Raw genomic sequence first — 22105 nt, 5'->3', positions numbered from 1 at the left:
CCCTCCTTTTACAAGGGTTGAACTTCATAGGAAGCGAATATATTGAAAGGGAAGGAGGCTAAAAACAATGATATATCCAAATGCGTTACAACAAGGTGATACAGTAATGGTTATTGCACCGTCCGGCCCACCAACAATTGAAAATGTATTAAAAGGGGTAACCCTATTACAAGAAATGGGTTTATCTGTAATAATCGGGAAGAGTGTTTATGAGAAATATGGATATTTAGCTGGAAGTGATCAAGTTCGTCTCGATGATATACATGAAGCATTTACAAATAATGAAGTAAAGGCCATTTTCTGTGCACGAGGTGGTTACGGAAGTGCTCGTCTCCTCCCTCACATTCAATATGAAATCATTCAGCAGAATCCAAAAATCTTTTGGGGATATAGCGATATTACAGCTTTACATACTGCCTTTTCACGTTATGCAAAGCTTGTTACTTTTCATGGTCCAATGGTTGAAGAATTAGGTAAAGGTGTAGATTCTCTTTCTTTATCTTCTTTCAATCAACTATTCCATCCGTATTCAACCATCTTATCTGCTTCAGAATGTATCGTACCTACCTCTCCATGTACAGTTACAGGCACATTGGCGGGAGGGAATTTAACTGTATTAACGAGTATAATTGGCTCACCCTATGAGATAAATACGGCTAATAAACTTTTGTTGCTTGAAGACATTGGGGAAGAACCGTATCGCATTGACCGTATGTTAAATCAGCTACTTTTATCTGGAAAGTTTAATGAATGTAGCGGTGTTATTTTTACAAGTTGTCACGACTGCACTCCTTCTAAACCATCTCAATCATTGCAAACAATACTATATGAATATTTCGCACCATATCATATACCTGTCCTATTCGGTTTACCGATTGGACATATAAGCCCAAACATCGGGATTCCTCTTGGAGCTACAGCGACAATAAATACAAATAATAAAACACTCTCTATTTCTTCTGGCGTAGCCAATCCGTATTCAAATTAAAAAGGAAAAGCGATTCCGCTTTTCCTTTTATTTATAATAATTAAAAATTCGTCCAGATGCGATATCTGCAACTTCTTCTGGAGTAAATGTTTTACTTATATCAGTACCAACATTTAATACTGCTGTAGCATCTTTCTCAATGCTACCAAATAATTCTTTTCCACGTATCGTAATAAGGGGCGTTCCTTCTGGCAACACGTCTTTTACAAATTCCATTTGTGTAAAGAACGGAACGATCCATCTACCCTCTCCTTGGAAATGACGCAAACGAAGTATTCCTTCTGTTGCACCGTCCTCTGCTTCTAGTGAACCAGCAACATAAAACTCAGTAGATAAGAGCAATTCATAAAATTCCTTTTGCTTCTGTTTATCATCCCCTGCTACAACAAGTACTTCTTCTATTCTCTTTACCGGAATTTGCTCCATATGATGCCACCCCTATTTCAAAATGATTGTACTTAGATTATACGAAATATTCTTATTTTTTTCTACATAATTCGCAATTATTTTCTTAAAATAATTTTAATACTTCTTTTGTCGTTACAATCGTAGCAAACTCTTCATGTAAATTTACAAGTGTCATATTGTGAATATCCTCTGCATTATACTCTTTACCATCTAGACCTTTACGGTTAAAAGTAGCCGTTGCATCACTCACTAAAGACGTTGTAAATCCTAAATTTCCTGCCATTCGTGTCGTAGTCTCCACACAATGATTTGTCGTTAATCCTACAACCACTACTGCATTACATTTGTTCTCTCTTAATTGCTCTTCTAAATTTGTCCCAATGAACGCGCTGTTAACAGATTTCTGAATAATCACTTCACCTGGTAATGGCCTCAGCTCTTCTTTAAAGTTCACCGTTTCCGCTCCTTCATAAAACATCGATTGAGCATTTTCTTTATTTACATGTTGAATATGAAAAACTGGTCGTTTCCTTTTTCTCCATTCTGCTAATAACATTCTCATGTTTTCTTCAGCAAAAAGATTATTTCTCTCGCCCCAGTATGGTAACTGAAACGCCTTTTGTACATCAATCATGATAAGTGCTATTTGATTAGTCATCATTTTCTCCTTCATTCGGCTGTAATTGAAACAGAAAACCAAGTTGTTGTGACGCAGTAATAAAACAAATATAAGCGCAAAGCTCTACAATTTCTTTTTCCGTCCAATATTGTTTCAATGCATGAAACATATTATCATCTATTGCCTTTTTATCATGAACAAATGTATGTGCAAAAGTAACTGCTACACTCATTTCTTCTACCTTTTGCATATCATCAGGTCTTCCCTTTGCCATACAGTACGGACATTCATTCCCGTACGCTAATGTTCTTCTTACTTGCTCCTTTAGCTCTGCCGACAGAGTTCCTTTACTATACAGTGTATTCTCTACCATACTCCATGAATGTAATAGATCTGGATTATGCCCTAATAACTTTTGAAACTTTGTAACTCCTACATTTGATAATGAAATTCTCTCCATCATTTCCCCTCCTATTTCCTTCCGTTTTATTGTAAAATAAATAAAGTTCACTTTACATTTCATATGAATCTTAATTTATATTTTTACTTTACAAAAATTATTATTTTACTGGAGGTATATTTACAAATGCAACTAGACCGTGTCGATCGAAAGATTTTAAATGAATTATATAATGATAGTCGCCTTTCCATGCGTGAATTGGCGAAACGAGTAAACTTATCTGCTCCGTCTACTGCAGAACGTGTTCGCAAACTTGAAAGTGAAGGCGTGATTCAAAAGTACACAATCGATATCGATTATAAAAAAGCAGGACTTGTTTTAGATTGTATTTTAGAAATCACTTTAAAAAATGGTGATACAACACGTATGCAACAGTTTATTCAGTCTTATCCATCTGCAAGTTTTTGTTACCGAGTAACAGGAAGCTTATGCTACATTGTAAAAATTTCTGTTCCTTCACTCGTTGAACTTGAAGATTTTATCAATGATGTTTCTTCATATGCAACGACAGTTTCTCATATCGTATTATCAGAAGTATCTCTTACTCCTGATATTGAACATATCTTCCCAGAAGATTAATTTATTTTTATTCATAAAATACAAAAAAACCCCTTACAATAAGAATAAAAATAATATATTATGTATTAAAATACATAAAGTTCGAGAAAGGGGCTTTACATTGAAAATCTGGTTTTATGAAAAAACAGCACAATTAGACGACTTGCTTGGCATTTGGGATAATGTTCCCACTATCCCTCGAATTGGTGAAAAAGTGGAGATTTTAAAAACAGTCCGTATCGTTACAGATATTAAATATGTAAAGAACGGTAATAATTTTCGTGTAGAAATTATTACAAATTAAAAAGTAGCTCTTTAGGAGCTACTTTTTAATTATCTATCAAGTGCTTTCTTTATAACAATTTTATCTTCTTCTACAGATACTGTTACATAATCATTTTCTTCTAATCGAAGCTTATTTACAGCCTCATCTGGTAGCTCTACAGCCATCAGTCTATCTGTTACAATTACTTGACTATACACTTCATTTTCTTGTGATACACTCACTACTTTTTCCTCATTTATAAAGCGTATCGGCGGCACACCAACTTCTTTTACTGTACGCCATTGTTTCCAAACGTAAGGAATTAACCAAAGTAACCCAACAACTGTCAGACCAATACCAATCCATAAATTACTTTGCGCTTGTAATTCAGTAATTGAGATTGCGCTACTCTCTTCTCCACCTATAAATTGCATACTTGTTGCAATTAAATTATTTAGAGCATGTACAGCGATATTCGTCCATATATTTTTCGTCTTTATGTATAAAAGACACATTACAACACCAAACATGAACGCACCAATAACATCAAAATGTCCTAAACCAAAAATAAGTGAAGATATAATTACAGCTTTTTTAATTCCCCATTTATAAGCCATTCGCTGTAAAAAGAATCCCCTAAAAATAACCTCTTCCATAATAGGTGCTAATACACATGCTGAAATGAAAGTAAATATCGTCATATATACGTTACTCGTGTTAATAACATTTCCGTCTTCTAACATAGTAACTAAGAAATTCGGTAACGTATGTGCTAATATGTAAAATTGAATATGAGATATACCAACTGAAAAAATCATTCCCATTATCGTTGCTAATACAATTAATCCCCACGGTAAACGTCCTGGCTTATCAAAAAAACTGTTAAATACAACATTATTTTTATTTGTTTTTACGTATAACCAAAATAACGGAAATACAAAAAATAATGTTATTTGTGAAATAACCTCCATCGTATTCTCAGAAACATTTGATAGACCTAATGGGATCATCGTAAGGAACACCCCTATAATCATCCATCCAAAAAAGCTACGTAGTCTTATACGTGAAAATGCATAGTGCATATAGAACACCCCCAAAGATAATAAAATAAATGGTGTGATAACTAAATTATAATATGAATATAGTTGAAATTCTTCCTGTTTGTCTCAAACACTTTTGAACAACATATATAGTAATCATTCTTTTCTTTCAATTGAAATCTACGAGAAATTTATGTAATAAAAATCCCCGTTTTTACAAGCGGGGATTTCTTTTATTATAATACGTCACGTTTTTGGAATAATGCACTTGATGCTACAAGTAATACAACAAAGTATGCAGCTACAAGTAATAATGAAGTTGTAAATGTAAACTCTGTAAATGTTGGTTCCGTTCCACCACTTACTAGTTTATTACTATCGTACACACTTAAATTTAAATGGAAAAACACTACAAATTTCGCTACACCTTTTGCAAACATCATCAGTACCATATTAATTGGTCCTTGTAAGAAAAAGAGGAACATCGTAATAATTAATGGTAATACGGACTTTCTAAACACGTTTGCTAAGAAAAATGCAAGTGTCGCAAAGAAGAACGGTGAAAGTACTTGATATAAAGTAGATTTCATTACGATTCCTACCGTTAATTCTGTTTTACTACCATCCATTACAATTCCACCAATAATCATTGCAATTAAAGTGCTAGCAAATATGATAAATACTATAGTAAGTAACACTGTAATATATTTAGAGAATAAAACTGTAATTCGTTTTCTTGGACGGATTAATAACTGCTTAATTGTACCTTTTTGGAACTCATCAGTAATCATACGAGAAGCAATTGTAATCCCAAAAATTGTTGCAAACAAAGTAATTAAACCAATCTCTGAACTTGCAAAATCTAAATATGATCCTTTAAATTCACTTCCGTCTCCCCATTTCAGCATCGCTAAAACTCCCAAAATCTCCAATACTGCAATGACACCAATTAAAATATACATACCTTTTTTCGCATGTAACTTTAAAAATTCATTTTGAATTAATTTAAACATTACGCTTTCACTCCCCCTGTAATCGCTAAGAACTCATCCTCTAACGTTTTATTTTGAACAGTAACTCCGTATACAAGCACATCGTCATTTACAAGTTTTTTTACAAGTTGTGGGATTTCTTCTTTCATTACGGATACTGCAATTACATTTCCTTGCGTCTTACCTTTAATGATTTCATTTGCTTTCTGTACTTGATCTACTTCAAACGCTACAACTACTGTCTCATCGTGTTTCGCTTGTTCATGTAAGTTGTACTCTTGCACAAACTCACCTTGCTTAATAATAACGACGCGATCACACATGAGTTCAATTTCACTTAATAAGTGACTTGATACGATTACAGCAATATTCTCTTCTTTCGCTAAACGTTGTAAATAATCACGAATTTGGCGAATACCAGCTGGATCTAATCCATTTGTCGGCTCATCTAAAATTAAGATTTTTGGCTGATGAAGTAATGCCTGTGCAATTCCTAAACGTTGTTTCATACCAAGTGAATATGTTTTCACCTTTTTATGAATCGCATGCTCTAATTCAACAAGCTTTACAATCTCAGCAATGCGCTCTTTACTAATTGGTGTAATTGCCATATTCGCAAAATGCTTTAAGTTTTGCATTCCAGTCATATAATCATATAGTTCAGGATTTTCTACAATCGCTCCAATTTGCTCTAGCGCCTTTTCACGCTCCGTGCGAATACTATGACCACAAATTGTAATATCGCCCTCTGTCATTGATATAAGACCTGTCATCATACGAATTGTCGTCGTTTTACCACTACCGTTCGGTCCAAGAAACCCGTACACTTCCCCTTCGCGAACTTCAAATGATAAACCGCGGATAATTTCCGTTCCACCAATCTTTTTTCGAACATTCTCTAACTTTACTACTACGTTTCCCAATGTCGATTCCTCCTTTAGACTTCTAGTTTTTTATCGATTATGCGACCTGTTATATAAACAAGTAGAATAAATATACCGATTGAAAAAGCAATACTATATACATTCATAAGTTTTTCTGGATATAGTATGAGATTTACATCTGTCGATTCATCTATATAAACTAATTTTTTGATAAAAGCAGATGTAGGTGCAAATCCGCCTAACATTTCATATATCATATTGATTACTTTCGTCATTAGTAAAAATAAGAAGAAAACAATTACATACTCCATTTTTTTCTTTTTCAAAGAAAATACTTTAACGCCAGCTACTATAAATAGTAAGACTAACAATATACTTGATAAATTAAATACATATAACACGCTACTAAATAACTGCTTTACCATATCTAGTGTAAGTGTACTTTCGGTAAATAACAATTCATAGAGTTCTGTACCTTTTATTACTTTCATCGAAATACTATAGAAAAACATAACACCTATTAATTCAAAACACATTAAGCTAATTGCTGCATATGACAATATTGCTAAAACAATTTTTTTACCAGATATCGGTGTTAACCGAAATAATTTACTTTCAGTCATTTTCCCAAACGCAGACATCGCCTGCAGAAATACTAATACCGCAAAAATTAAATAAACTAAGAATACTAAAGCAATTGTAATCATTTGCCTTACTTCTCCTGATTCTTGTTTAATATAATTCCCCATACTTACAAAAGCGACAGCTGCAATAAATATGAATGACAATAACGAAATAAAAATTTGTTTTTTATTCGCATTGTACATATATATTAAACTGGCCTTCATCTACTAAACACCTCCTTAAACAAATCCGTAACAGCTTTTCCTCTCTGAAAACGTAACTCTTCTACATTTTCATACAATACAATTTCCCCATCTTTTAAAAAGATTACTTCATCAAAAATATTTTCAACTTCATTTATTAAGTGAGTTGAGATTAGTATCGTACAATCTTCTCTATAAAATTGTAAAATAAGATTCAATACGTGTTCCCTAGAAACGAGATCAATTCCGCCAAGCGGTTCATCTAGTACGTATAACTTTGCTTTCCTCGAAAATGTTAAAATAATTTGTAGCTTTTCAACCATACCTTTTGATAAAGCTGTAATTTTTTCTTCTAACGGTATTTTAAATTCCGCAATCGTATCTACCGCTTTTTGAATGTCGAAGTCTTTATAAAAATCTCGATAGAAAAATAAAGAATCTTTTACCGTCATCCAATTATCAAATACTGGTTTATCCGACATAAAAGAAACAATTTCTTTCGTTTCTAATCCTACCTTTTTACCAGCGATTGTAATACTGCCTTCGGAAGGATGCTGCAAACCGGCAATCATTTTCAATAACGTTGTTTTCCCGCTCCCGTTATCTCCAACGAGTCCTATAATTTTCCCTTCCGTAATCTCTATGTTTAATTCACGGATTACTGCTTTTAATCCGTATCTCTTCCATAAGTTTTCTATTTTTAATAACTCTGTCATTCGCTCTCCTCCCTCTTCTCATGTAATGAAGAGCGAAGGATTGTAAGAATTTCTTCTTCTGAAAAACCTAAATTGTCCATTCCATCTATAAAAGAATGAAGTAATTCTTTCGCCATCTCTTTTCGCAGCTCCATAATTTTCTCCCCTTCATTCGTTACATATCGACCCATTCCTCTACGCGTTACAACAACCCCATCCCGTTCTAGCTCTTGAAATGTACGCTGAATCGTATTTGGATTTACTTGTAATTCACTCGCTAATTCACGTACAGAGAGAATTTTATCACCAGGCAATAAATGTCCTGTTACGATTTCTTTTTTTATGTATTCCATTACCTGAATGTAAATGGGTGTATTTGGAGAAAACTCTATTTTCATTTCTTCCCTCCTTTTGTATCGGTGTACTAGTTAAATAATACACCGATACAAATAGTTTGTAAATACCCATTTAATTACAAAAAAGTTCTATCCATTTGCTGGATAGAACTTTTTAAACAGAACTCGTTATACAAAAATAATAGTGTTATGTAAACAAATCCATAAAGAAAAGCTGTCTTATCAATGAATAAGACAGCTTTTCTTTATAATCATATATTAAAAATTAAACACGAAGTCATCGTCAGCTAACTTTTCAACGTTCGTTGCTTTTACGTAACCATTTCCTTTTACAGAGAAGAAATCATGGTTTTTCGTATCTGTACGTAAACCATTTAAAACAATCGGGTTAATTTCTTCTTCCTCAAATTTCGGCTCAAGCCCTAAGTTCATAAGTCCTTTATTCGCATTGTAACGAACGAAACGATTTACATCTTCTACAAGACCAATAGAAGTATAAATTTCTTCTGTGTATGCCATTTCAATTTCATATAGTTCCATTAATAACTCTTGCGTTTCTTTTTGCACTTCTTGTTGATCTTCTGCAGAAAGTTCTGCGAAGAGTTGTTGTGCTAAAATACCGACGAATACGCCGTGAATTGACTCATCACGAATTATTAGGTTAATAATCTCACCACTTGCCGTCAATTTACCTTGACCTGCTAAGTAAAGTGGGTAGAAGAATCCACTATAGAATAAGTAACTTTCTAAGAATACACTTGCCACCATTGCCATGTATAACTCTTTTTTTGTTACTTCAGGCTTTAATAAACGACGATAATAACTAGTAACAATACCAGCTTTTTTCTCAAGTAATGGATGATTGTCTACCCATTCAAAAATATCATCGATTTCTTCTTCTGTAGCTAACGTTGTGAAAATATGACTGTAACTCTTCGCATGTACTTCTTCCATAGCTCCCATGAAAGCTAATACACTTTTCGCTTGTAAATTTTCAAGATGAACAAGTACAAGTGGCATCCCTTCGCCACCTTGTTTCGTATCTAAAAGTGTTAAACCACCTAATACACGCTTATAAGCAACCTGCTCTTCTTTTGATAATTGTGCCCAAGTATTTTTGTCAGAAGATACCGCGATTTCTTCTTCTGTCCAAAACTGAGCGATGTTTTGCTTCCAAAACATTAAACTAAAATCATCTTCTTTTTTGTTCCAGTTTACCGCACGCATTCAATCGCCCCTTCTCTAAATAAACATGAAAAATTGATAACTAAGCATGAGCAGGGTTCAGAAAACCCTGCTCATGATGTCTCACTTTTTATATTAAACGGTACAAGCTACGCACTCTTCCACGCTTAACTTACGTGTTCTCGTATAATACAGACTCTTTAAGCCTTTTTTATGTGCATAAATGTAGTAACGTGCTAACTCACGTGTTGAAATATCACTGTTAACGTAAAGAATTGTACTAATTCCTTGGTCAATATGTTCTTGGATTTCTGCGATTAAATCAATTAATTTAAACTGATTCATATCGTAAGAAGATTTATAGTACCAGAACGTATCTTTTGATAAATACGGCATTGGATAATATGTTGTCGCATTCGCATATGTTCTTGATTCAATTTGACTTACGATTGGCATTACGCTTGAAGTTGCATTTTGAACGTAACTGATAGATTGTGTTGGAGCGATAGCAAGACGATATGAGTTGTATAAACCATTCTTCTTCACTTGCTCTTTTAAACTTGTCCAATCTTCTTTTGTTGGAATATGAATTCCTTCAAATAGTTGCTGAACTTTTTCAGTTACTGGGCTGTAATCTGTCGTTTCGTATTTTTCAAAGTATGTGCCATTCGCATAATCAGACTTATCGAAGTCTTTAAATGTTTCGCCTTTTTCTTTAGCGATTTCCATACTTTTCTCAATAGAGTAGTAATTCAACATCATAAAGAATGTACGAGCAAACTCTTTCGCTTCTGCACTTTCATATGCGATTTTATTTTTTGATAAATATCCATGTAAGTTCATTGCGCCAAGTCCAACTGAATGAAGCTCATCATTTGCTTTTTTCACAGTTGGTGCATTCGGAATGATCGTCATATCAGACACAGCTGTTAAAGCTTCCATTCCCGCATGAACTGCTTCACGAATTTCTTTATTTTCCATTACATTTACGATATTTAACGATCCTAAATTACAGTTAATATCACGACGGATAATATCCTCTGTACCGTAATCATTTATTTCAGAAGTTTCTTGAAGCTGGAAGATTTCTGTCTCGAATGTTCAACCGAGTCCGCTACTCCTCAGTCCGTTGCTCATGCAACTGCTGTATGTCACCATACAGGACAGACTATATCATCACCTACAGCATTACCTGATTAGGTGCTCCGCTTTTCGAACGCCAATCGCTTGCGCTCTACTCCCATAAGGGATAGTCGTTAGGCTTTTACTTATCTTACATACTTCAGAAAGTCTCTTATTACTTTATGTTGTCCCATAACTCTGCTATACAAAATAATAAGATACATTCTGAACTTTTATATTTTCATTCTAAGATAAGATTTAGCACGGTAGGTTACCTCAAATTTGAGGCTTTCCCCGTTTAACGGAGTTTTCGACTAGCATTTCTACTAGAAGGTGCTACATATTTAACACAAGTTCGACATCTTCACAGTTCCAATATCCTTCAGTGGATGTTGGTTATTTGCATTTGATTTAAACATTAAGTATGGGTAACCAGACTCAAGCTGAATCATAGCAATTTTAATAAGCATATCACGTGCACTAATATCTAGCGGCTTCTTCTTCACTTTCGGATTGCTCATTAATTCATCGTACATTTCATCAATGTCTATATCATCTAAATGCTTTCCGTATTCTTTATACACCGTATAAGGCGCGAAAACATGGAAAGGTTCGTTTTTCTCAGCAAGCTCAAAGAACTTACTTGGAACGATAATTCCGATTGATAGAGACTGAATACGGCTCTTCTCATCGGCATTTATTTTTTTTGTATCAAGGAATTCAATAATATCCCAATGGAAAATGTTTAAGTATACTGCGCCGGCACCTTTTCGTTGCCCAAGTTGATTCGCATATGAAAATGAATCTTCAAGTAATTTCATAACAGGTACTACACCACTTGCAGCATTATCGATACCTTTAATTTGCTCACCGCGTGCACGTAGCTTAGATAAGTTTAAAGCTACTCCACCGCCGATTTTCGATAATTGCATTGCAGTATTAATATTAAAGCCGATTGAATTTAAGCTATCATCCATCTCTAACAAGAAACAAGACACCATTTCTCCTCTTCTGCTTCGTCCCGCATTTAAAAAGGTTGGTGTCGCTGGTTGGTAGTTTTGTTTTACAATCATGCTTGCGAAGTGTTTTGCCTTCGCAACATCACCGCGTCCTAAGTATAATGAAACAATTGCTACACGATCTTCATAGCTTTCTAAGTATTGTTTTTGATCATTTGTTTTTAACGCATAATCTTTGTAGAACTTAGATGCTGCCATATAAGATTGGAACTCGAAGTTTTCACCATAAGCGATGTTATATACCTCTTCTACTTCCTCCAAGCTATACTCGTCCAGAACGTTGTAATAGTAATCATGTTCTTTCATATACTCCATTCGCTCTGCCACGCTATTAAAAGGAACGGTATTCTCTCTAGCTTCTTCCATAAAGACTTCTAATGCCTCTTTATCTTTATGAAGCTGATAAAAACCGTCCTGCATTTGCGTGATTTCATTATTCAGTTCAATGTGTCGCAATCTCCCGCACCCTTTCCTTAAAATATTCTACATCGTTATTTGTTCCTGATAACTCAAATTTTGATACAATAGGCACTTCATATTTAGCAGAAATTTTGTCAGCACTTGCACCGAACATGTCTCCCCAGTTACGATTGCCGCTTGCAGATACGCCTTTTAATTTTTCATTATTGCGCTCTAAAAATTCTAAAACACGTTCTGGTACATTGCCAAAACCTGTTGTATACGTAATTAAAACAAAGTCTTCATCTATTACTAGATCTTCACCAATTTGAACGGCCGGCATATTTAATTTGTGGATGAAACGCTTTACGTTTCCTGTCATAGAATCATATGCAACTATCATTTCCGACCCTCCCTCTCCAATCTATACTCTCTGTATGTTGTTTCTTGATTTCTCTATATATTGTATTACGTTTCAAAATAAGACACAAGATATATGTATAAATTCTTTCTTTTTTTAAATTTTACTTTTCGACAAGACAGTCGATTTTTTTCAATACAATGACTATGAAACAACATTCTAAAACTCATGTCAATAAAGTGCTTTTCAAAAAAGTTGTCAACGAATTTAACCTTATTTTTAAAAAAGCTGTCAATATTTTTTGTCATAAAACGGCAAATGCTGGAGGAATATATTTCTCCAGCATCACGCAAAAAAGAACAGACATGAAACGATAATCTGTTCTAAAAAACGATTACATTTATCAATTTTAGTTTATTAAATATTATACATATACTTTCGGTTCGCGTTACATACTAAAAGATAACTATTATAGAAAAAGATTATTATTATGGAAATTCAACTTATTTATGAAAAGATTATTCAGAGTGCTCAATACGCAAAATATCTTTTACAAATATATGATGTGGATTTTCATCTTTATCAATCATTGTACATACAGGAGCTTCTTCATCAAAGTACACAATCATTCCTTCTACGTACTGAAATGTATGTTGAACTTGTACAGTTACTTTAATTTCTACAGCCTCTTCATATGCTCTTTTTATTTTCTGAAGCATTTTTGCCGAACACTTTCGTTTCTCTGGGTACATGACCATCCCCATAAACCTATTTCCGGCTCTATCTTTCCACATATAATCCCAATGCGGTAATATGCCTTGTTTAAAATCGCCCATAATTCTCCTCCCCTATATTCTTCTAGTTACGAACGTGGCGTTTCTGAATATGTATAGATTACTTGTCCGCCGCGCTGCGCGTTCCCAATAATATGTTTAAAATCTTCACGCCCTACTACAACTTTCCTAAACGTATAAAATACATCTTTCGTTGCAACATACTCCTTTATTTCACCATTTTTCAGCTGATCCAAAATTGTATTTGCTAATTGTTCATCCATGTATTTCACCTCTATGCAATATTTTATTTTATCGTATATTCTATAGGTCAACAACTGTAAAATTATCCAGGTGCTATACCTTCATTTCATTTTCATTATTCACAAACGATATCACTTTACTATATGTCCACTAAATATCATATACTAACATAGCTACTTCTCTATATCAAACATTTCGACATTCAATTATGCAAAGTTCCATACCACTATGCTACAATATATAAATAGAACTAGGAGGGATACTATGATTCGGAAAGCAAAAAAGACAGATGCGATGGCAATTGCGCCTTTATTATATAACGCTCTGCACGAAATTGCTGAAAAAATCACAGGTAGCACTGTTGAGACAGAAGTATTACTAGGACTTGAAACATGGTTCTCAAAAAAGAGAAATCGACTGAGCTACGAAAACTGTTTTGTATATGAACAAGACGGAATTGCGATTGGAATTATTGTCGCTTATCACGGTAGTGAAGCAACAATGCTTGATGCACCAATTGTACGTCACTTAAGAGAATTACATAAAGATGAATCGATTACGTTAGAAAAAGAAGCTGAGCTTGATGAATATTACATTGATACATTATCGGTCTCAAGTGCATATGGTGGAAAAGGAATCGGTTCTAAATTAATTGAAGCTGCTGAAATCTATGCAACTGAACAGGAGCATGAAAAAATCGCATTACTTGTTAATTTAGAAAACACACGTGCCTATTCACTATATGAAAAACTAGGTTATAAAAAAGATCAAATCGTTATGCTTGTAGGCGAACCTTATGCACATCTCGTAAAAACATTAAACATCAAAATTTCTATATCTTAAAAAGTAAGCACACGATTTATATATAAATCGTGTGCTTTTATGTTAATTTTGTATTTAATACATTTCCATTCATCGCTTCGTGGAATGTATAGGTTGTACATCCCCATGGCTTCCTATGTAAAATAGGAGAACCAGACCATCCCATCGCTCTCAGCTCCGCACCAACCATTGCATTCATATAATTATGACCTACAAGAGCAATACTTCCATGTACGAGAGCATAACGGTGTAATAAGTAAGCCGCTTGCCTTGCCCTCTCTCTTACTTCCTTATAAGACTCAACACCTTTATGGTAACCAAGTATCCATAATGTTCGCCCGATAAACATCCATACGTTAGGTTTACATTTCAACCATGTTGGAGCATAAAAACTCGTCGGAATTTCAGCTTCCCTAAAAAGAGAATTTTGCATAAAAGATAAAGAATTCATTAATTCAGCTGCTGACTGTATAGCACACCTTTGATCACTCGTTACAATCAACTTTGCTGCTTCAACCGCTTCCATTGTTTCCATTGGTATAGGTGCTTTTTCTGTTATAGTATGTAAGTCATATCCTTTCATCCATTCATGAAAGGATGTAACCGTCATTGGTTCTATAGTACGATCTAAGCGACCATGACGAATAAAAGAAATCTTCATTCTTTCCACTCTCCATTCATCACTTACGAACTCTATTATGTACTATTTTTACATATCATACCACGCAAAAAAAGAAAGTTATACACCTTTACATATCCCCGCCACTCTCATGTGTGATTGAAGCATGTATACCATCCATCCCATCAAAATATGTAGTCGTTTCATGATGACGAATCTTTTTTAAATTTATATAAGAAAATACAAATAAAGTTAATGCTATAAAACTCCCCACAAATTCAAACATCATTTTACCACCTCTAATTTCTCCCACTTTAGTAGGTTATTGTACATTTTTTCATTATACCCCTATATAAAGATGTAAACATTTAAACCGTTCTTTTTTTCTAATAACTTGGAGTTCTTGCATATTTTCTTAAAAAATGTGAATATTTTTCGAATTTTTACTTTGGAAACATTTACAAACTAGACAATATGGTTCAAAATAAGAGGAAATAAAAAAAACCAAAATTATTCTTTTTTTGGAAAACTGTAACAAGGAGAGTTGCTTATGCAGATCGCAGAAACTGGAGATATCATTGAATTTAAAGGTGGAATGCAAGGCCGTGTTCAAAAAGTAAATCAAAACTCCGTTATTGTAGATATAACAATTATGGAAAATTTTAGAGAACTAGATATGGAACCTCTTACAGTTGTAAGTCATAAAAACTATACTGTCATTAATCAAAATGCATAATATAATAGAAAGAAAGGATCTGTATGTCATACAGATCCTTTCTTTCTATTTATATATTAACGATTATCAATTGTTTCTGGATATAGATCATGGTTCATCATGCGGTAGTCTGCCATTTGTTCATACTTCGTGCCTGGGCGACCGTAGTTGCAGTAAGGATCAATTGAAATCCCTCCACGTGGTGTGAATTTCCCCCATACTTCAATGTAACGCGGATCCATTAATTTAATTAAATCATTCATAATAACGTTCATGCAATCTTCGTGGAAGTCACCATGATTGCGGAAACTAAATAAATATAGCTTTAAAGATTTACTCTCTACCATTCTTTGTTCTGGAATGTAGCTAATATAAATTGTTGCAAAATCTGGTTGACCTGTTTTCGGACATAAGCTTGTAAATTCAGGGCAATTGAATTTCACAAAATAATCACGGTTTGGATGATTATTATCAAATACCTCTAAAATTTCTGGGCTATATTCAAATAAATATTTTGTATTTTGATTTCCTAATAATGTTACATCTTTTAAATCTTCATCTAATCTTCCTGCCATTTTAAACATCCCTTCTCATTATACTCCGCGTTTATTTCCCCATACTAACGCATGAAGCTGCGGCAATACTTTTGCATTATTCATTTCTTTACAGTTAACCGCTTTTTCAATAAGCCACTCATATTTATCTAATAATTTTTTAATCAACATCGTATCATCCACTGTTTTTGTATCATCATTCCCTACTTGTAAGAAGAATGGAACATCTGGATAACGTTCGTGCATCTTAACTGCATACTCAAAGTCATAATCATCAAATACTACTACCTTTAAACTAATATCTTTTCCTGCTAGTTTCTGAATAACAGCATCTAACTTCTGAAAATCAGTATTCATTGCCGAACTTGGTGGTTTTGGAGAAATCGTTATCTCATCAATTTGAAGTAGCCAATCTTGCCATTTACTCCCTTGCGTTTCGATTGCCGTTCGCATTCCATTCTCTTTTAATATAGAAAGAAGAAACTCAATATTTTTCAACAATGCTGGATTTCCACCTGAAATCGTAACATGAGAAAAATTTTCGCCACCAATTTCTACAAGCTCATTCCAAACGTCCTCTGCCGTCATCTGTCTAATTTGATCCTTTGCCGATCCATCCCACGTAAAAGCAGAATCACACCAAGCGCAGCTATAATCACAGCCAGCTGTACGGATAAACATCGTCTTTTGTCCCACAACCATTCCTTCACCTTGAATAGTCGGACCAAATATTTCTAAGACAGGGATTTTACTCATCGAGCATCCACTCCCGTCTTACTTCCGCATAACTAGTTGGCGTCTCGAAAAGACGAACAAATTCAACACGAGCTCCTTTATATTCGTTCGCACGATTATCTTTTAGTAATGCTTCTGCCATCTTTTCATAAATCCAAACGACCATGTTTTCAGCAGTCGTATTCATTGCTGGTAACGTTTCGTTTAAATAACGATGGTCTAAATAAATTTCTATTTCATTCTTCCAAATTTCTTTTATATCTCCAAAGTCAATCGCAAGACCTATTTCATTCACATATCCACTAATCCCAAATACAACTTTATATGTGTGACCATGTAAGTTTTTACATTTCCCTTCATAACAGTGTAAATGGTGTGCTGCATCAAATGTAAATTCCTTGCTGACCATTACTCTTTTATTATGATATTTAAGCTGTTTACGCTGAATATCCTTGTCCATTTTTTGCAAATTTTCTACGATGCGGAATCCAAAGAAGTTATCCATTAGTTACTCGCTCCTTCGCGTTCTTGTAGATACGTATCTAATCCTGCTTTACGAAGTTGACATGCTGGACATTCACCGCAACCATCACCAATAATTCCGTTATAACATGTTAATGTTTTTTCTCGAACAAACTCGAATGCTCCAAGTTCATCTGATAATTTCCATGTTTCCGCTTTATCAATCCACATAAGTGGTGTATGAATTACGAACGGATAATCCATGGATAAATTTAAAGTAACGTTTAACGATTTCACAAACACATCACGGCAATCTGGATAACCACTAAAATCAGTTTCACATACACCCGTTACAATATGACGTGCTCCAACTTGTTTTGCTAATACAGCAGCAAATGATAAGAATAGTAAATTTCGTCCATCTACAAACGTCGATGGCAATGCACCTTCTTCATGTGTAATCTCCATATCCGTTCTCGTTAACGCATTTGGAGCAAGTTGATTTAATAGACTCATATCTAGTACCGTATGTTTAATTCCTAGCTCATTTGCAATTTCCGCTGCACAATCAATTTCTAGCTTATGACGTTGATTGTAATTAAACGTTACAGCTTCTACTTCTGCAAACTGCTCTATTGCCCAAAATAAACATGTCGTACTATCTTGTCCTCCACTAAAAACAACAACTGCCTTTTCTTTTTTCATTTCACTCATTCTCCTTCTCTACTACGAATAAGAAGAAAGAACGTTCTTGAACTGTCACAATAAAAAAACAAAACAATACCTAAAGATATTGTTGTTTCCATAGTTTTTTATAGAGGGAGTTCGCGAACCTCTCCCGTGCAATGCACGGAATTCCTTCTTTCATTGACAAAGCTTATTGTAACATATTGTATACTAGCAGAAAAAATTTCTGATTTTTCCGCTATTTCTCATCTCATTTCTTTCATTTTATAGTATGATTAATTTAATGTAAGAAGAGAGGAGGCACTCCACTGAAACCCTTTATTATTTATCTCTTTTTAAATATATTATTCATCCTTGTTACAATGCTCGTATACCATTTATTTTGGAATCAAAAAGGGAAACGTTCTCCTAAATTAAATTCAGCTATATTTATTGTATTATGTTGCCTCGTTACTATACTATGTATCACTTTCGCAGCAAAAACAAATTATGGATTTCAATTTGATATGCGTCATATCGTATTAATTGTCGGTACATTAACCGGAGGTCCTATTGCTGGTGGATCTATATTAGTTGTATTAAATATATACCGCTTCTTATTAGGAGGAATAGGTGTTTTCCCATCGCTTATCGGTTCTATCCTTCTATTTATTGTCCTATTATTTACATACAAATTTTTCAACCAAACTTCTAATCGTATAAAAATAGTACTTGCTATTATCTACAGTCTCACATACGGATTTAGTTGGATACCTTTCTTCCTTTCAAAGGTTACAAACAAGGCTGAGTATATACCACATATTATTGTGTATGAGTTATGTACGATACTTGGTACGATCCTTATTTTATATTTACTACACATATTACAAACTCAAGTTCGTCTCCAAAATGAACTTATGAATGCTGAAAAATTTCATTTAATTGGTGAAATGGCAGCGTCTATCTCTCATGAAATTCGCAATCCATTAACTTCAACGAAAGGATTTTTGCAACTTTTACAATCAGATACATGTACTGAGCAGGAGCGAAAATTATATATTGACATAGCCATCAACGGAATCGAACAAGCAAACCACGTTCTTACAGATTATTTAACCTTTGCAAAACCAAGTATTGAAAAAGAACAAAGATTACAGTTAGAAGAAGAACTACTACATGCATTATCGTTAATTACACCGCTTGCTAATTTAGCAAATGTGCGTACACATTATATAAAGCAAAGCACTTCTTTTTTTATCGCGGGAGAAAAACAAAAACTAAATCAATGCTTGTTAAATATTTTAAAAAACTGCATTGAGGCCATGCCAAAAGGCGGTGATCTTTATTTCACATTAGTTCCTGTTCATAAACATATTCAGTTATATATAAAAGATACAGGAATCGGTATGGATACCGAACAAGTGAAGCGCCTTGGCTCTCCTTTCTACTCAACGAAAGAAAAGGGGACTGGACTTGGAATGATGGTCGTATTCAGTGTTGTTCAAGCTATGAACGGAAAAATTGATATTATAAGCGAAAAAGGTACAGGTACAACCTTCTTATTAACGTTTCCACTCATACAAAAAACGTGATGAAATACTCATCACGTTTTTTCTGTTCCTTCAACTAATTCAGCAAAGGCTTTCACTTTACCATGTGGTTTTTGATTTTCTTTACGTGCTTTCCACGCGCGCTCTTCTTCTTTCTTTTTCTTGGACATACTTTTCAACTCCTTCTGTTCTTTCTCCATGTAGTATTCCAAAATAAGAAAGAAAACTATGCACGTATCAAAAAAGAAGTGGTCTCCCACTTCCTTCTGATTATCGTTGCAAAATTGCGTGTTTCGCCTCTTTTAACTGCGTAAGATGTCTTTGTTCATGCAAATCAAGAAATTGAACCCACTGATACAAATTCAAATCATTAAAAATAGGATGCTTTAATCCATTTTCAAATAAATCTTTTTCATCTATCACACTATGAAGCGCGTGTAATAGTTCTTGTCGTGAATGTTCTAGTAATTGAATTCCTTGCTGTTTTTTCATTAACGTTTCTGTTGGTTGCATTTGCTGAGGAGCTTCTCGTTTATATGTGCGATCAAGCGTAAGTTGGAGGTCTTTAAATGGAGTCGTGTTTCTTTCATTTTTTTGTAAAGCATATACAAGGGCAGACGTAACTGATTGTTCAACTAAATGCAAGTGATGCAAAATTTGAATAATACTCCATTTATCACGGCGTGGCTTTACATTCACTTCTGTATCATTTAACATTTCAATTTCTGATAATAGCGTGCTTCGAGTAGACTGTAATGAGTTCACCAAACTTTCTAAACTCACATCCATATTTGATTGAAGCATAATTCTTTCCCCCCTTTTTGTTGGTGAAAAGAGGTGCTCCTTATTAGAAACACCTCTTTAGTATTCTGAATTTTCTTTTATTATCTCATCATTTTCTCGTTATGTCGATGTTAAACATGTGAAAAAAAGCGCATGTTTTTTACAATTTTGTGTCGTCAATCGCATGTAGCCACGCTTCAATTTCTGTAATGACACTTTTCACACAGCCTTCAGCAAATGGTGATGTTAAATTTGCAACTTCTACTAATTCCAAGAATGATTTACTTCCACCTTGTTGGCACAGATTTACATAATCTTCCCACGCCTCTTGTCTATTATCTCTTGCACGTTTCCAAAATTGCAGTGCGCAAATTTGTGCTAATGTGTAGTCGATATAGTAGAACGGCGAGCTATAAATATGTCCTTGACGTTGCCAGAATCCACCGCGCTCTAAATAATCATTATCTTCATAATCACGATGCGGCAAATACTTTTTCTCTATATTACGCCATGCTGTCTTACGCTCTTCTGGTGATGCTTCTGGATTTTCATATACATAATGTTGATATTCGTCAACAGATACACCATACGGTAAAAACAGAAGTGCTGAACTTAAGTGAGAGAAATAATATTTATCTGCATCTTCTTCAAAGAATGACTTCATCCATGGCCATGTAAAGAATTCCATACTCATAGAATGAATTTCACAAGCTTCATACGTTGGCCAATTGTATTCTGGAATTTCAAACTTACGGCTTTCATATACTTGGAAAGCATGACCAGCTTCATGTGTTAATACATCAATGTCGCCAGATGTTCCATTGAAGTTTGAGAAAATAAATGGCGCTTTATAATTCTCAATATATGTACAATATCCGCCACCAGCTTTTCCTTTTTTCGCAACTAAATCTAATAAATCATTATCTAGCATGAAATTGAAAAATTCATCCGTTTCAGCCGATAACTCTTTATACATCGTTTTCCCATGATTTACAATCCAATCCGCATCTCCTTTTGGAGTTGGATTACCAGTAGCAAACTCAAAGTTTTCGTCGTAATACGCTAACTTCTCTACACCGATACGTGCTTGTTGTCGTTTTCTTAATTCCGTCGTAACTGGAACGATATAATCAAGTACTTGCTGACGATAATTCGCCACCATTTCCGCATTATAATCTGTACGGTACATTCTTGCATATCCAAGTTCAACAAAGTTTTTGAAACCTAAAGATTTGGCGATTTTCGTTCTCACTTTAACAAGCTCATCATAAATACGATCTAACTCTTCCTCATTCTCAGCTAAAAATCCGTAATATGCTTCACTTGCTACTTTACGTTCACTTCTTTCTTTCCCTTGCATAAATGGAATAAGCTGTGATAACGTTCTTTCTTCTCCTGCAAAGTCAATTTTTGCAGATGCCAATAACTGCGTATATTGTGAAGACAATTTATTCTCTAATTGTAAATCTTTCACAACTTCATCGGAGTATGTTTTCAAATCACACTCCGCTAAAGCAAATAATTGCTTTCCATAATACGCTTCTAATTCTTCACGGAATGGAGAATGAATTAACGCATTATAATACTTTGTACCATATCCTTGTACAACTGGAGAGAATTCATCAAAGAAATCTTGCTCTTCCTTATAAAAAGCATCTGTCGTATCAACAGAATGACGAATGTAACATAGATTCCCCATTGTACCGAAGTCGTTGCGAATTTCGTTAATTGAATTGATGACTTGTTTTTGTTCTTCTACCGTTTTTACGTTATCAAACTTCTCTAAAGCAACAGTAAACTTTTCTTTTAATTCTTCAATATTTGGCCGTTTATATTCATAGTCTTTAAATGACATGAACGAGCCTCCTCTCCATTATGTGCATCCTTACTATAATTCAATGCTTACTTACAAATCTCCTCTTATTCTTCAACAAAATACGGCAGATGCTGTCATAATTACATGTAAACAAAAAAGCCTTGGATC

At 34.2% G+C, this 22105-nt stretch carries 29 protein-coding genes, 1 pseudogene and 1 riboswitch; of the genes and pseudogenes, 6 read left to right on the top strand and 24 right to left on the bottom strand.

Going from position 1 to position 22105, the window contains the following annotated elements; all coding sequences use genetic code 11:
- The first annotated feature begins 67 nt into the window (after window positions 1–67).
- The gene (locus tag J0835_RS06975) at window positions 68–988 is read left to right on the top strand and encodes a S66 peptidase family protein (RefSeq protein ID WP_087979905.1); all 921 of its coding nucleotides are present in this window, start codon (window positions 68–70) and stop codon (window positions 986–988) included.
- Between the two features lie 27 nt (window positions 989–1015).
- On the opposite strand, the gene J0835_RS06970 is transcribed toward J0835_RS06975, so the two are convergent.
- From J0835_RS06970 to J0835_RS06960, 3 genes are all read right to left on the bottom strand, one after another.
- A complete protein-coding gene (locus J0835_RS06970) occupies window positions 1016–1414 on the bottom strand; it encodes an SseB family protein (RefSeq protein ID WP_087979904.1) in 399 nt (132 codons plus the stop codon).
- A gap of 85 nt (window positions 1415–1499) precedes the next feature.
- Window positions 1500–2054, bottom strand: coding sequence for a cysteine hydrolase family protein (locus J0835_RS06965; protein ID WP_140386708.1), 555 nt, complete (start codon window positions 2052–2054; stop codon window positions 1500–1502).
- Window positions 2047–2538, bottom strand: a complete 492-nt coding sequence (locus J0835_RS06960) for a carboxymuconolactone decarboxylase family protein (RefSeq protein ID WP_097857431.1) — start codon at window positions 2536–2538, stop codon at window positions 2047–2049. The genes J0835_RS06965 and J0835_RS06960 overlap by 8 nt, the downstream gene beginning before the upstream one ends.
- A gap of 63 nt (window positions 2539–2601) precedes the next feature.
- On the opposite strand from J0835_RS06960, the gene J0835_RS06955 reads away from it, so the two are divergent.
- The gene (locus tag J0835_RS06955) at window positions 2602–3054 is read left to right on the top strand and encodes an Lrp/AsnC family transcriptional regulator (protein ID WP_001175492.1); all 453 of its coding nucleotides are present in this window, start codon (window positions 2602–2604) and stop codon (window positions 3052–3054) included.
- A 100-nt stretch (window positions 3055–3154) separates the two neighbouring features.
- Complete coding sequence (locus J0835_RS06950) at window positions 3155–3337, top strand: DUF3913 family protein (protein ID WP_000707104.1); 183 nt, start codon at window positions 3155–3157, stop codon at window positions 3335–3337.
- 29 nt (window positions 3338–3366) lie between these two features.
- Here the strand turns inward: J0835_RS06950 and J0835_RS06945 are convergent, their stop codons facing one another.
- From J0835_RS06945 to J0835_RS06890, 12 genes and pseudogenes are all read right to left on the bottom strand, one after another.
- Window positions 3367–4380 carry a CPBP family intramembrane glutamic endopeptidase gene (locus tag J0835_RS06945; protein ID WP_087979902.1) on the bottom strand — a complete coding sequence of 338 codons (1014 nt, stop codon included), beginning with the start codon at window positions 4378–4380 and terminating at the stop codon, window positions 3367–3369.
- A gap of 194 nt (window positions 4381–4574) precedes the next feature.
- On the bottom strand, window positions 4575–5351 hold the full coding sequence (locus tag J0835_RS06940) for an ABC transporter permease (RefSeq protein WP_000475441.1): 777 nt from the start codon (window positions 5349–5351) through the stop codon (window positions 4575–4577).
- The gene (locus J0835_RS06935) at window positions 5351–6253 is read right to left on the bottom strand and encodes an ABC transporter ATP-binding protein (protein ID WP_000528799.1); all 903 of its coding nucleotides are present in this window, start codon (window positions 6251–6253) and stop codon (window positions 5351–5353) included. Before J0835_RS06935 ends, J0835_RS06940 begins: the two co-directional genes overlap by 1 nt.
- A 14-nt stretch (window positions 6254–6267) precedes the next feature.
- A complete protein-coding gene (locus tag J0835_RS06930) occupies window positions 6268–7062 on the bottom strand; it encodes an ABC transporter permease (RefSeq protein WP_087979901.1) in 795 nt (264 codons plus the stop codon).
- A complete protein-coding gene (locus tag J0835_RS06925; protein WP_087979900.1) occupies window positions 7059–7757 on the bottom strand; it encodes an ABC transporter ATP-binding protein in 699 nt (232 codons plus the stop codon). The genes J0835_RS06930 and J0835_RS06925 overlap by 4 nt, the downstream gene beginning before the upstream one ends.
- The gene (locus J0835_RS06920; RefSeq protein WP_087979899.1) at window positions 7754–8134 is read right to left on the bottom strand and encodes a GntR family transcriptional regulator; all 381 of its coding nucleotides are present in this window, start codon (window positions 8132–8134) and stop codon (window positions 7754–7756) included. The genes J0835_RS06925 and J0835_RS06920 overlap by 4 nt, the downstream gene beginning before the upstream one ends.
- Before the next feature lie 216 nt (window positions 8135–8350).
- Entirely contained in the window at window positions 8351–9319 is a 969-nt protein-coding gene (gene nrdF / locus J0835_RS06915) for a class 1b ribonucleoside-diphosphate reductase subunit beta (RefSeq protein ID WP_087979898.1), read from the bottom strand.
- 93 nt (window positions 9320–9412) lie between these two features.
- Entirely contained in the window at window positions 9413–10363 is a 951-nt protein-coding gene (locus tag J0835_RS06910; RefSeq protein ID WP_306461252.1) for a ribonucleotide reductase, read from the bottom strand.
- Window positions 10364–10746: 383 nt separating this feature from the next.
- A pseudogene (locus J0835_RS06905) lies at window positions 10747–11874 on the bottom strand (ribonucleotide reductase N-terminal alpha domain-containing protein); the annotation flags it as partial.
- Window positions 11861–12220, bottom strand: coding sequence for a class Ib ribonucleoside-diphosphate reductase assembly flavoprotein NrdI (gene nrdI / locus J0835_RS06900; RefSeq protein ID WP_000634376.1), 360 nt, complete (start codon window positions 12218–12220; stop codon window positions 11861–11863). The gene nrdI and the pseudogene J0835_RS06905, both read right to left, overlap by 14 nt.
- Window positions 12221–12696: 476 nt before the next feature.
- On the bottom strand, window positions 12697–13014 hold the full coding sequence (locus tag J0835_RS06895; protein ID WP_000502200.1) for a hypothetical protein: 318 nt from the start codon (window positions 13012–13014) through the stop codon (window positions 12697–12699).
- 26 nt (window positions 13015–13040) lie between these two features.
- On the bottom strand, window positions 13041–13235 hold the full coding sequence (locus tag J0835_RS06890) for a hypothetical protein (RefSeq protein ID WP_000344283.1): 195 nt from the start codon (window positions 13233–13235) through the stop codon (window positions 13041–13043).
- Between the two features lie 244 nt (window positions 13236–13479).
- Here J0835_RS06890 and J0835_RS06885 point away from each other — a divergent pair, with 244 nt between their 5' ends.
- Window positions 13480–14058: a GNAT family N-acetyltransferase gene (locus tag J0835_RS06885; protein ID WP_087979895.1), complete on the top strand. Its 579-nt coding sequence runs from the start codon at window positions 13480–13482 to the stop codon at window positions 14056–14058.
- Window positions 14059–14095: 37 nt separating this feature from the next.
- Here the strand turns inward: J0835_RS06885 and J0835_RS06880 are convergent, their stop codons facing one another.
- Together J0835_RS06880 and J0835_RS06875 are read right to left on the bottom strand one after the other, a co-directional pair.
- Window positions 14096–14698, bottom strand: coding sequence for a histidine phosphatase family protein (locus tag J0835_RS06880; protein WP_087979894.1), 603 nt, complete (start codon window positions 14696–14698; stop codon window positions 14096–14098).
- 88 nt (window positions 14699–14786) lie between these two features.
- Window positions 14787–14969 (bottom strand): hypothetical protein, encoded by a 183-nt coding sequence (locus J0835_RS06875; protein WP_140386707.1) that lies wholly within the window; start codon window positions 14967–14969, stop codon window positions 14787–14789.
- Between the two features lie 237 nt (window positions 14970–15206).
- On the opposite strand from J0835_RS06875, the gene J0835_RS06870 reads away from it, so the two are divergent.
- Window positions 15207–15392: a YkvS family protein gene (locus J0835_RS06870; protein ID WP_001165081.1), complete on the top strand. Its 186-nt coding sequence runs from the start codon at window positions 15207–15209 to the stop codon at window positions 15390–15392.
- Between the two features lie 56 nt (window positions 15393–15448).
- Here J0835_RS06870 and queF read toward each other — a convergent pair whose 3' ends face one another.
- From queF to queC, 4 genes are read right to left on the bottom strand one after another with little or no spacing between them, the layout of a single operon-like run.
- Complete coding sequence (gene queF, locus J0835_RS06865) at window positions 15449–15946, bottom strand: preQ(1) synthase (protein ID WP_000918895.1); 498 nt, start codon at window positions 15944–15946, stop codon at window positions 15449–15451.
- 18 nt (window positions 15947–15964) lie between these two features.
- Window positions 15965–16681 carry a 7-carboxy-7-deazaguanine synthase QueE gene (queE, locus tag J0835_RS06860; protein WP_087979892.1) on the bottom strand — a complete coding sequence of 239 codons (717 nt, stop codon included), beginning with the start codon at window positions 16679–16681 and terminating at the stop codon, window positions 15965–15967.
- Complete coding sequence (gene queD / locus J0835_RS06855) at window positions 16674–17165, bottom strand: 6-carboxytetrahydropterin synthase QueD (protein WP_000368411.1); 492 nt, start codon at window positions 17163–17165, stop codon at window positions 16674–16676. Before queD ends, queE begins: the two co-directional genes overlap by 8 nt.
- Complete coding sequence (queC, locus tag J0835_RS06850; protein WP_087979891.1) at window positions 17165–17827, bottom strand: 7-cyano-7-deazaguanine synthase QueC; 663 nt, start codon at window positions 17825–17827, stop codon at window positions 17165–17167. Before queC ends, queD begins: the two co-directional genes overlap by 1 nt.
- Window positions 17828–17920: 93 nt before the next feature.
- Window positions 17921–17964: riboswitch (PreQ1 riboswitch) on the bottom strand.
- A gap of 207 nt (window positions 17965–18171) precedes the next feature.
- Between queC and kinB the strand changes: the two genes are divergently transcribed.
- Window positions 18172–19380, top strand: coding sequence for a sporulation sensor histidine kinase KinB (gene kinB, locus J0835_RS06845; RefSeq protein WP_087979890.1), 1209 nt, complete (start codon window positions 18172–18174; stop codon window positions 19378–19380).
- 11 nt (window positions 19381–19391) lie between these two features.
- On the opposite strand, the gene J0835_RS06840 is transcribed toward kinB, so the two are convergent.
- The 3 genes from J0835_RS06840 to J0835_RS06830 all read right to left on the bottom strand — a co-directional run bounded on the left by J0835_RS06840 (window position 19392) and on the right by J0835_RS06830 (window position 21976).
- A complete protein-coding gene (locus J0835_RS06840) occupies window positions 19392–19508 on the bottom strand; it encodes a DUF6254 family protein (protein WP_000038254.1) in 117 nt (38 codons plus the stop codon).
- Window positions 19509–19608: 100 nt separating this feature from the next.
- The gene (locus J0835_RS06835) at window positions 19609–20142 is read right to left on the bottom strand and encodes a DinB family protein (RefSeq protein WP_087979889.1); all 534 of its coding nucleotides are present in this window, start codon (window positions 20140–20142) and stop codon (window positions 19609–19611) included.
- Window positions 20143–20281: 139 nt separating this feature from the next.
- On the bottom strand, window positions 20282–21976 hold the full coding sequence (locus J0835_RS06830) for a M3 family oligoendopeptidase (protein WP_087979888.1): 1695 nt from the start codon (window positions 21974–21976) through the stop codon (window positions 20282–20284).
- Window positions 21977–22105: the final 129 nt, after the last annotated feature.

This window comes from Bacillus cereus group sp. Sample62 (genome assembly GCF_036851315.1).
Taxonomy (GTDB): Bacteria; Bacillota; Bacilli; order Bacillales; family Bacillaceae_G; genus Bacillus_A; species Bacillus_A wiedmannii.
Note: the sequence above shows the minus strand (reverse complement) of the source record. Positions and strands in the feature narration are given on the sequence as shown.

What these genes read in the sequence shown, in the direction of transcription:
- kinB (WP_087979890.1), top strand. Translation starts at nt 18,172, where the DNA reads ATGCTCGTATACCATTTATTTTGGAATCAAAAAGGGAAACGTTCTCCT.
- J0835_RS06955 (WP_001175492.1), top strand. Translation starts at nt 2,602, where the DNA reads ATGCAACTAGACCGTGTCGATCGAAAGATTTTAAATGAATTATATAAT.
- J0835_RS06920 (WP_087979899.1), bottom strand. Translation starts at nt 8,134, where the DNA reads ATGAAAATAGAGTTTTCTCCAAATACACCCATTTACATTCAGGTAATG.
- J0835_RS06970 (WP_087979904.1), bottom strand. Translation starts at nt 1,414, where the DNA reads ATGGAGCAAATTCCGGTAAAGAGAATAGAAGAAGTACTTGTTGTAGCA.
- J0835_RS06890 (WP_000344283.1), bottom strand. Translation starts at nt 13,235, where the DNA reads ATGGATGAACAATTAGCAAATACAATTTTGGATCAGCTGAAAAATGGT.
- J0835_RS06960 (WP_097857431.1), bottom strand. Translation starts at nt 2,538, where the DNA reads ATGAAATGTAAAGTGAACTTTATTTATTTTACAATAAAACGGAAGGAA.
- J0835_RS06945 (WP_087979902.1), bottom strand. Translation starts at nt 4,380, where the DNA reads ATGCACTATGCATTTTCACGTATAAGACTACGTAGCTTTTTTGGATGG.
- J0835_RS06830 (WP_087979888.1), bottom strand. Translation starts at nt 21,976, where the DNA reads ATGTCATTTAAAGACTATGAATATAAACGGCCAAATATTGAAGAATTA.
- queD (WP_000368411.1), bottom strand. Translation starts at nt 17,165, where the DNA reads ATGGATAACTTCTTTGGATTCCGCATCGTAGAAAATTTGCAAAAAATG.
- nrdI (WP_000634376.1), bottom strand. Translation starts at nt 12,220, where the DNA reads ATGATAGTTGCATATGATTCTATGACAGGAAACGTAAAGCGTTTCATC.
- nrdF (WP_087979898.1), bottom strand. Translation starts at nt 9,319, where the DNA reads ATGCGTGCGGTAAACTGGAACAAAAAAGAAGATGATTTTAGTTTAATG.
- J0835_RS06895 (WP_000502200.1), bottom strand. Translation starts at nt 13,014, where the DNA reads ATGGGCGATTTTAAACAAGGCATATTACCGCATTGGGATTATATGTGG.
- J0835_RS06940 (WP_000475441.1), bottom strand. Translation starts at nt 5,351, where the DNA reads ATGTTTAAATTAATTCAAAATGAATTTTTAAAGTTACATGCGAAAAAA.
- queE (WP_087979892.1), bottom strand. Translation starts at nt 16,681, where the DNA reads ATGAGTAAAATCCCTGTCTTAGAAATATTTGGTCCGACTATTCAAGGT.
- J0835_RS06840 (WP_000038254.1), bottom strand. Translation starts at nt 19,508, where the DNA reads ATGTCCAAGAAAAAGAAAGAAGAAGAGCGCGCGTGGAAAGCACGTAAA.
- queF (WP_000918895.1), bottom strand. Translation starts at nt 15,946, where the DNA reads ATGGCAGGAAGATTAGATGAAGATTTAAAAGATGTAACATTATTAGGA.
- J0835_RS06925 (WP_087979900.1), bottom strand. Translation starts at nt 7,757, where the DNA reads ATGACAGAGTTATTAAAAATAGAAAACTTATGGAAGAGATACGGATTA.
- J0835_RS06835 (WP_087979889.1), bottom strand. Translation starts at nt 20,142, where the DNA reads ATGCTTCAATCAAATATGGATGTGAGTTTAGAAAGTTTGGTGAACTCA.
- queC (WP_087979891.1), bottom strand. Translation starts at nt 17,827, where the DNA reads ATGAAAAAAGAAAAGGCAGTTGTTGTTTTTAGTGGAGGACAAGATAGT.
- J0835_RS06870 (WP_001165081.1), top strand. Translation starts at nt 15,207, where the DNA reads ATGCAGATCGCAGAAACTGGAGATATCATTGAATTTAAAGGTGGAATG.
- J0835_RS06885 (WP_087979895.1), top strand. Translation starts at nt 13,480, where the DNA reads ATGATTCGGAAAGCAAAAAAGACAGATGCGATGGCAATTGCGCCTTTA.
- J0835_RS06930 (WP_087979901.1), bottom strand. Translation starts at nt 7,062, where the DNA reads ATGAAGGCCAGTTTAATATATATGTACAATGCGAATAAAAAACAAATT.
- J0835_RS06880 (WP_087979894.1), bottom strand. Translation starts at nt 14,698, where the DNA reads ATGAAGATTTCTTTTATTCGTCATGGTCGCTTAGATCGTACTATAGAA.
- J0835_RS06975 (WP_087979905.1), top strand. Translation starts at nt 68, where the DNA reads ATGATATATCCAAATGCGTTACAACAAGGTGATACAGTAATGGTTATT.
- J0835_RS06965 (WP_140386708.1), bottom strand. Translation starts at nt 2,054, where the DNA reads ATGACTAATCAAATAGCACTTATCATGATTGATGTACAAAAGGCGTTT.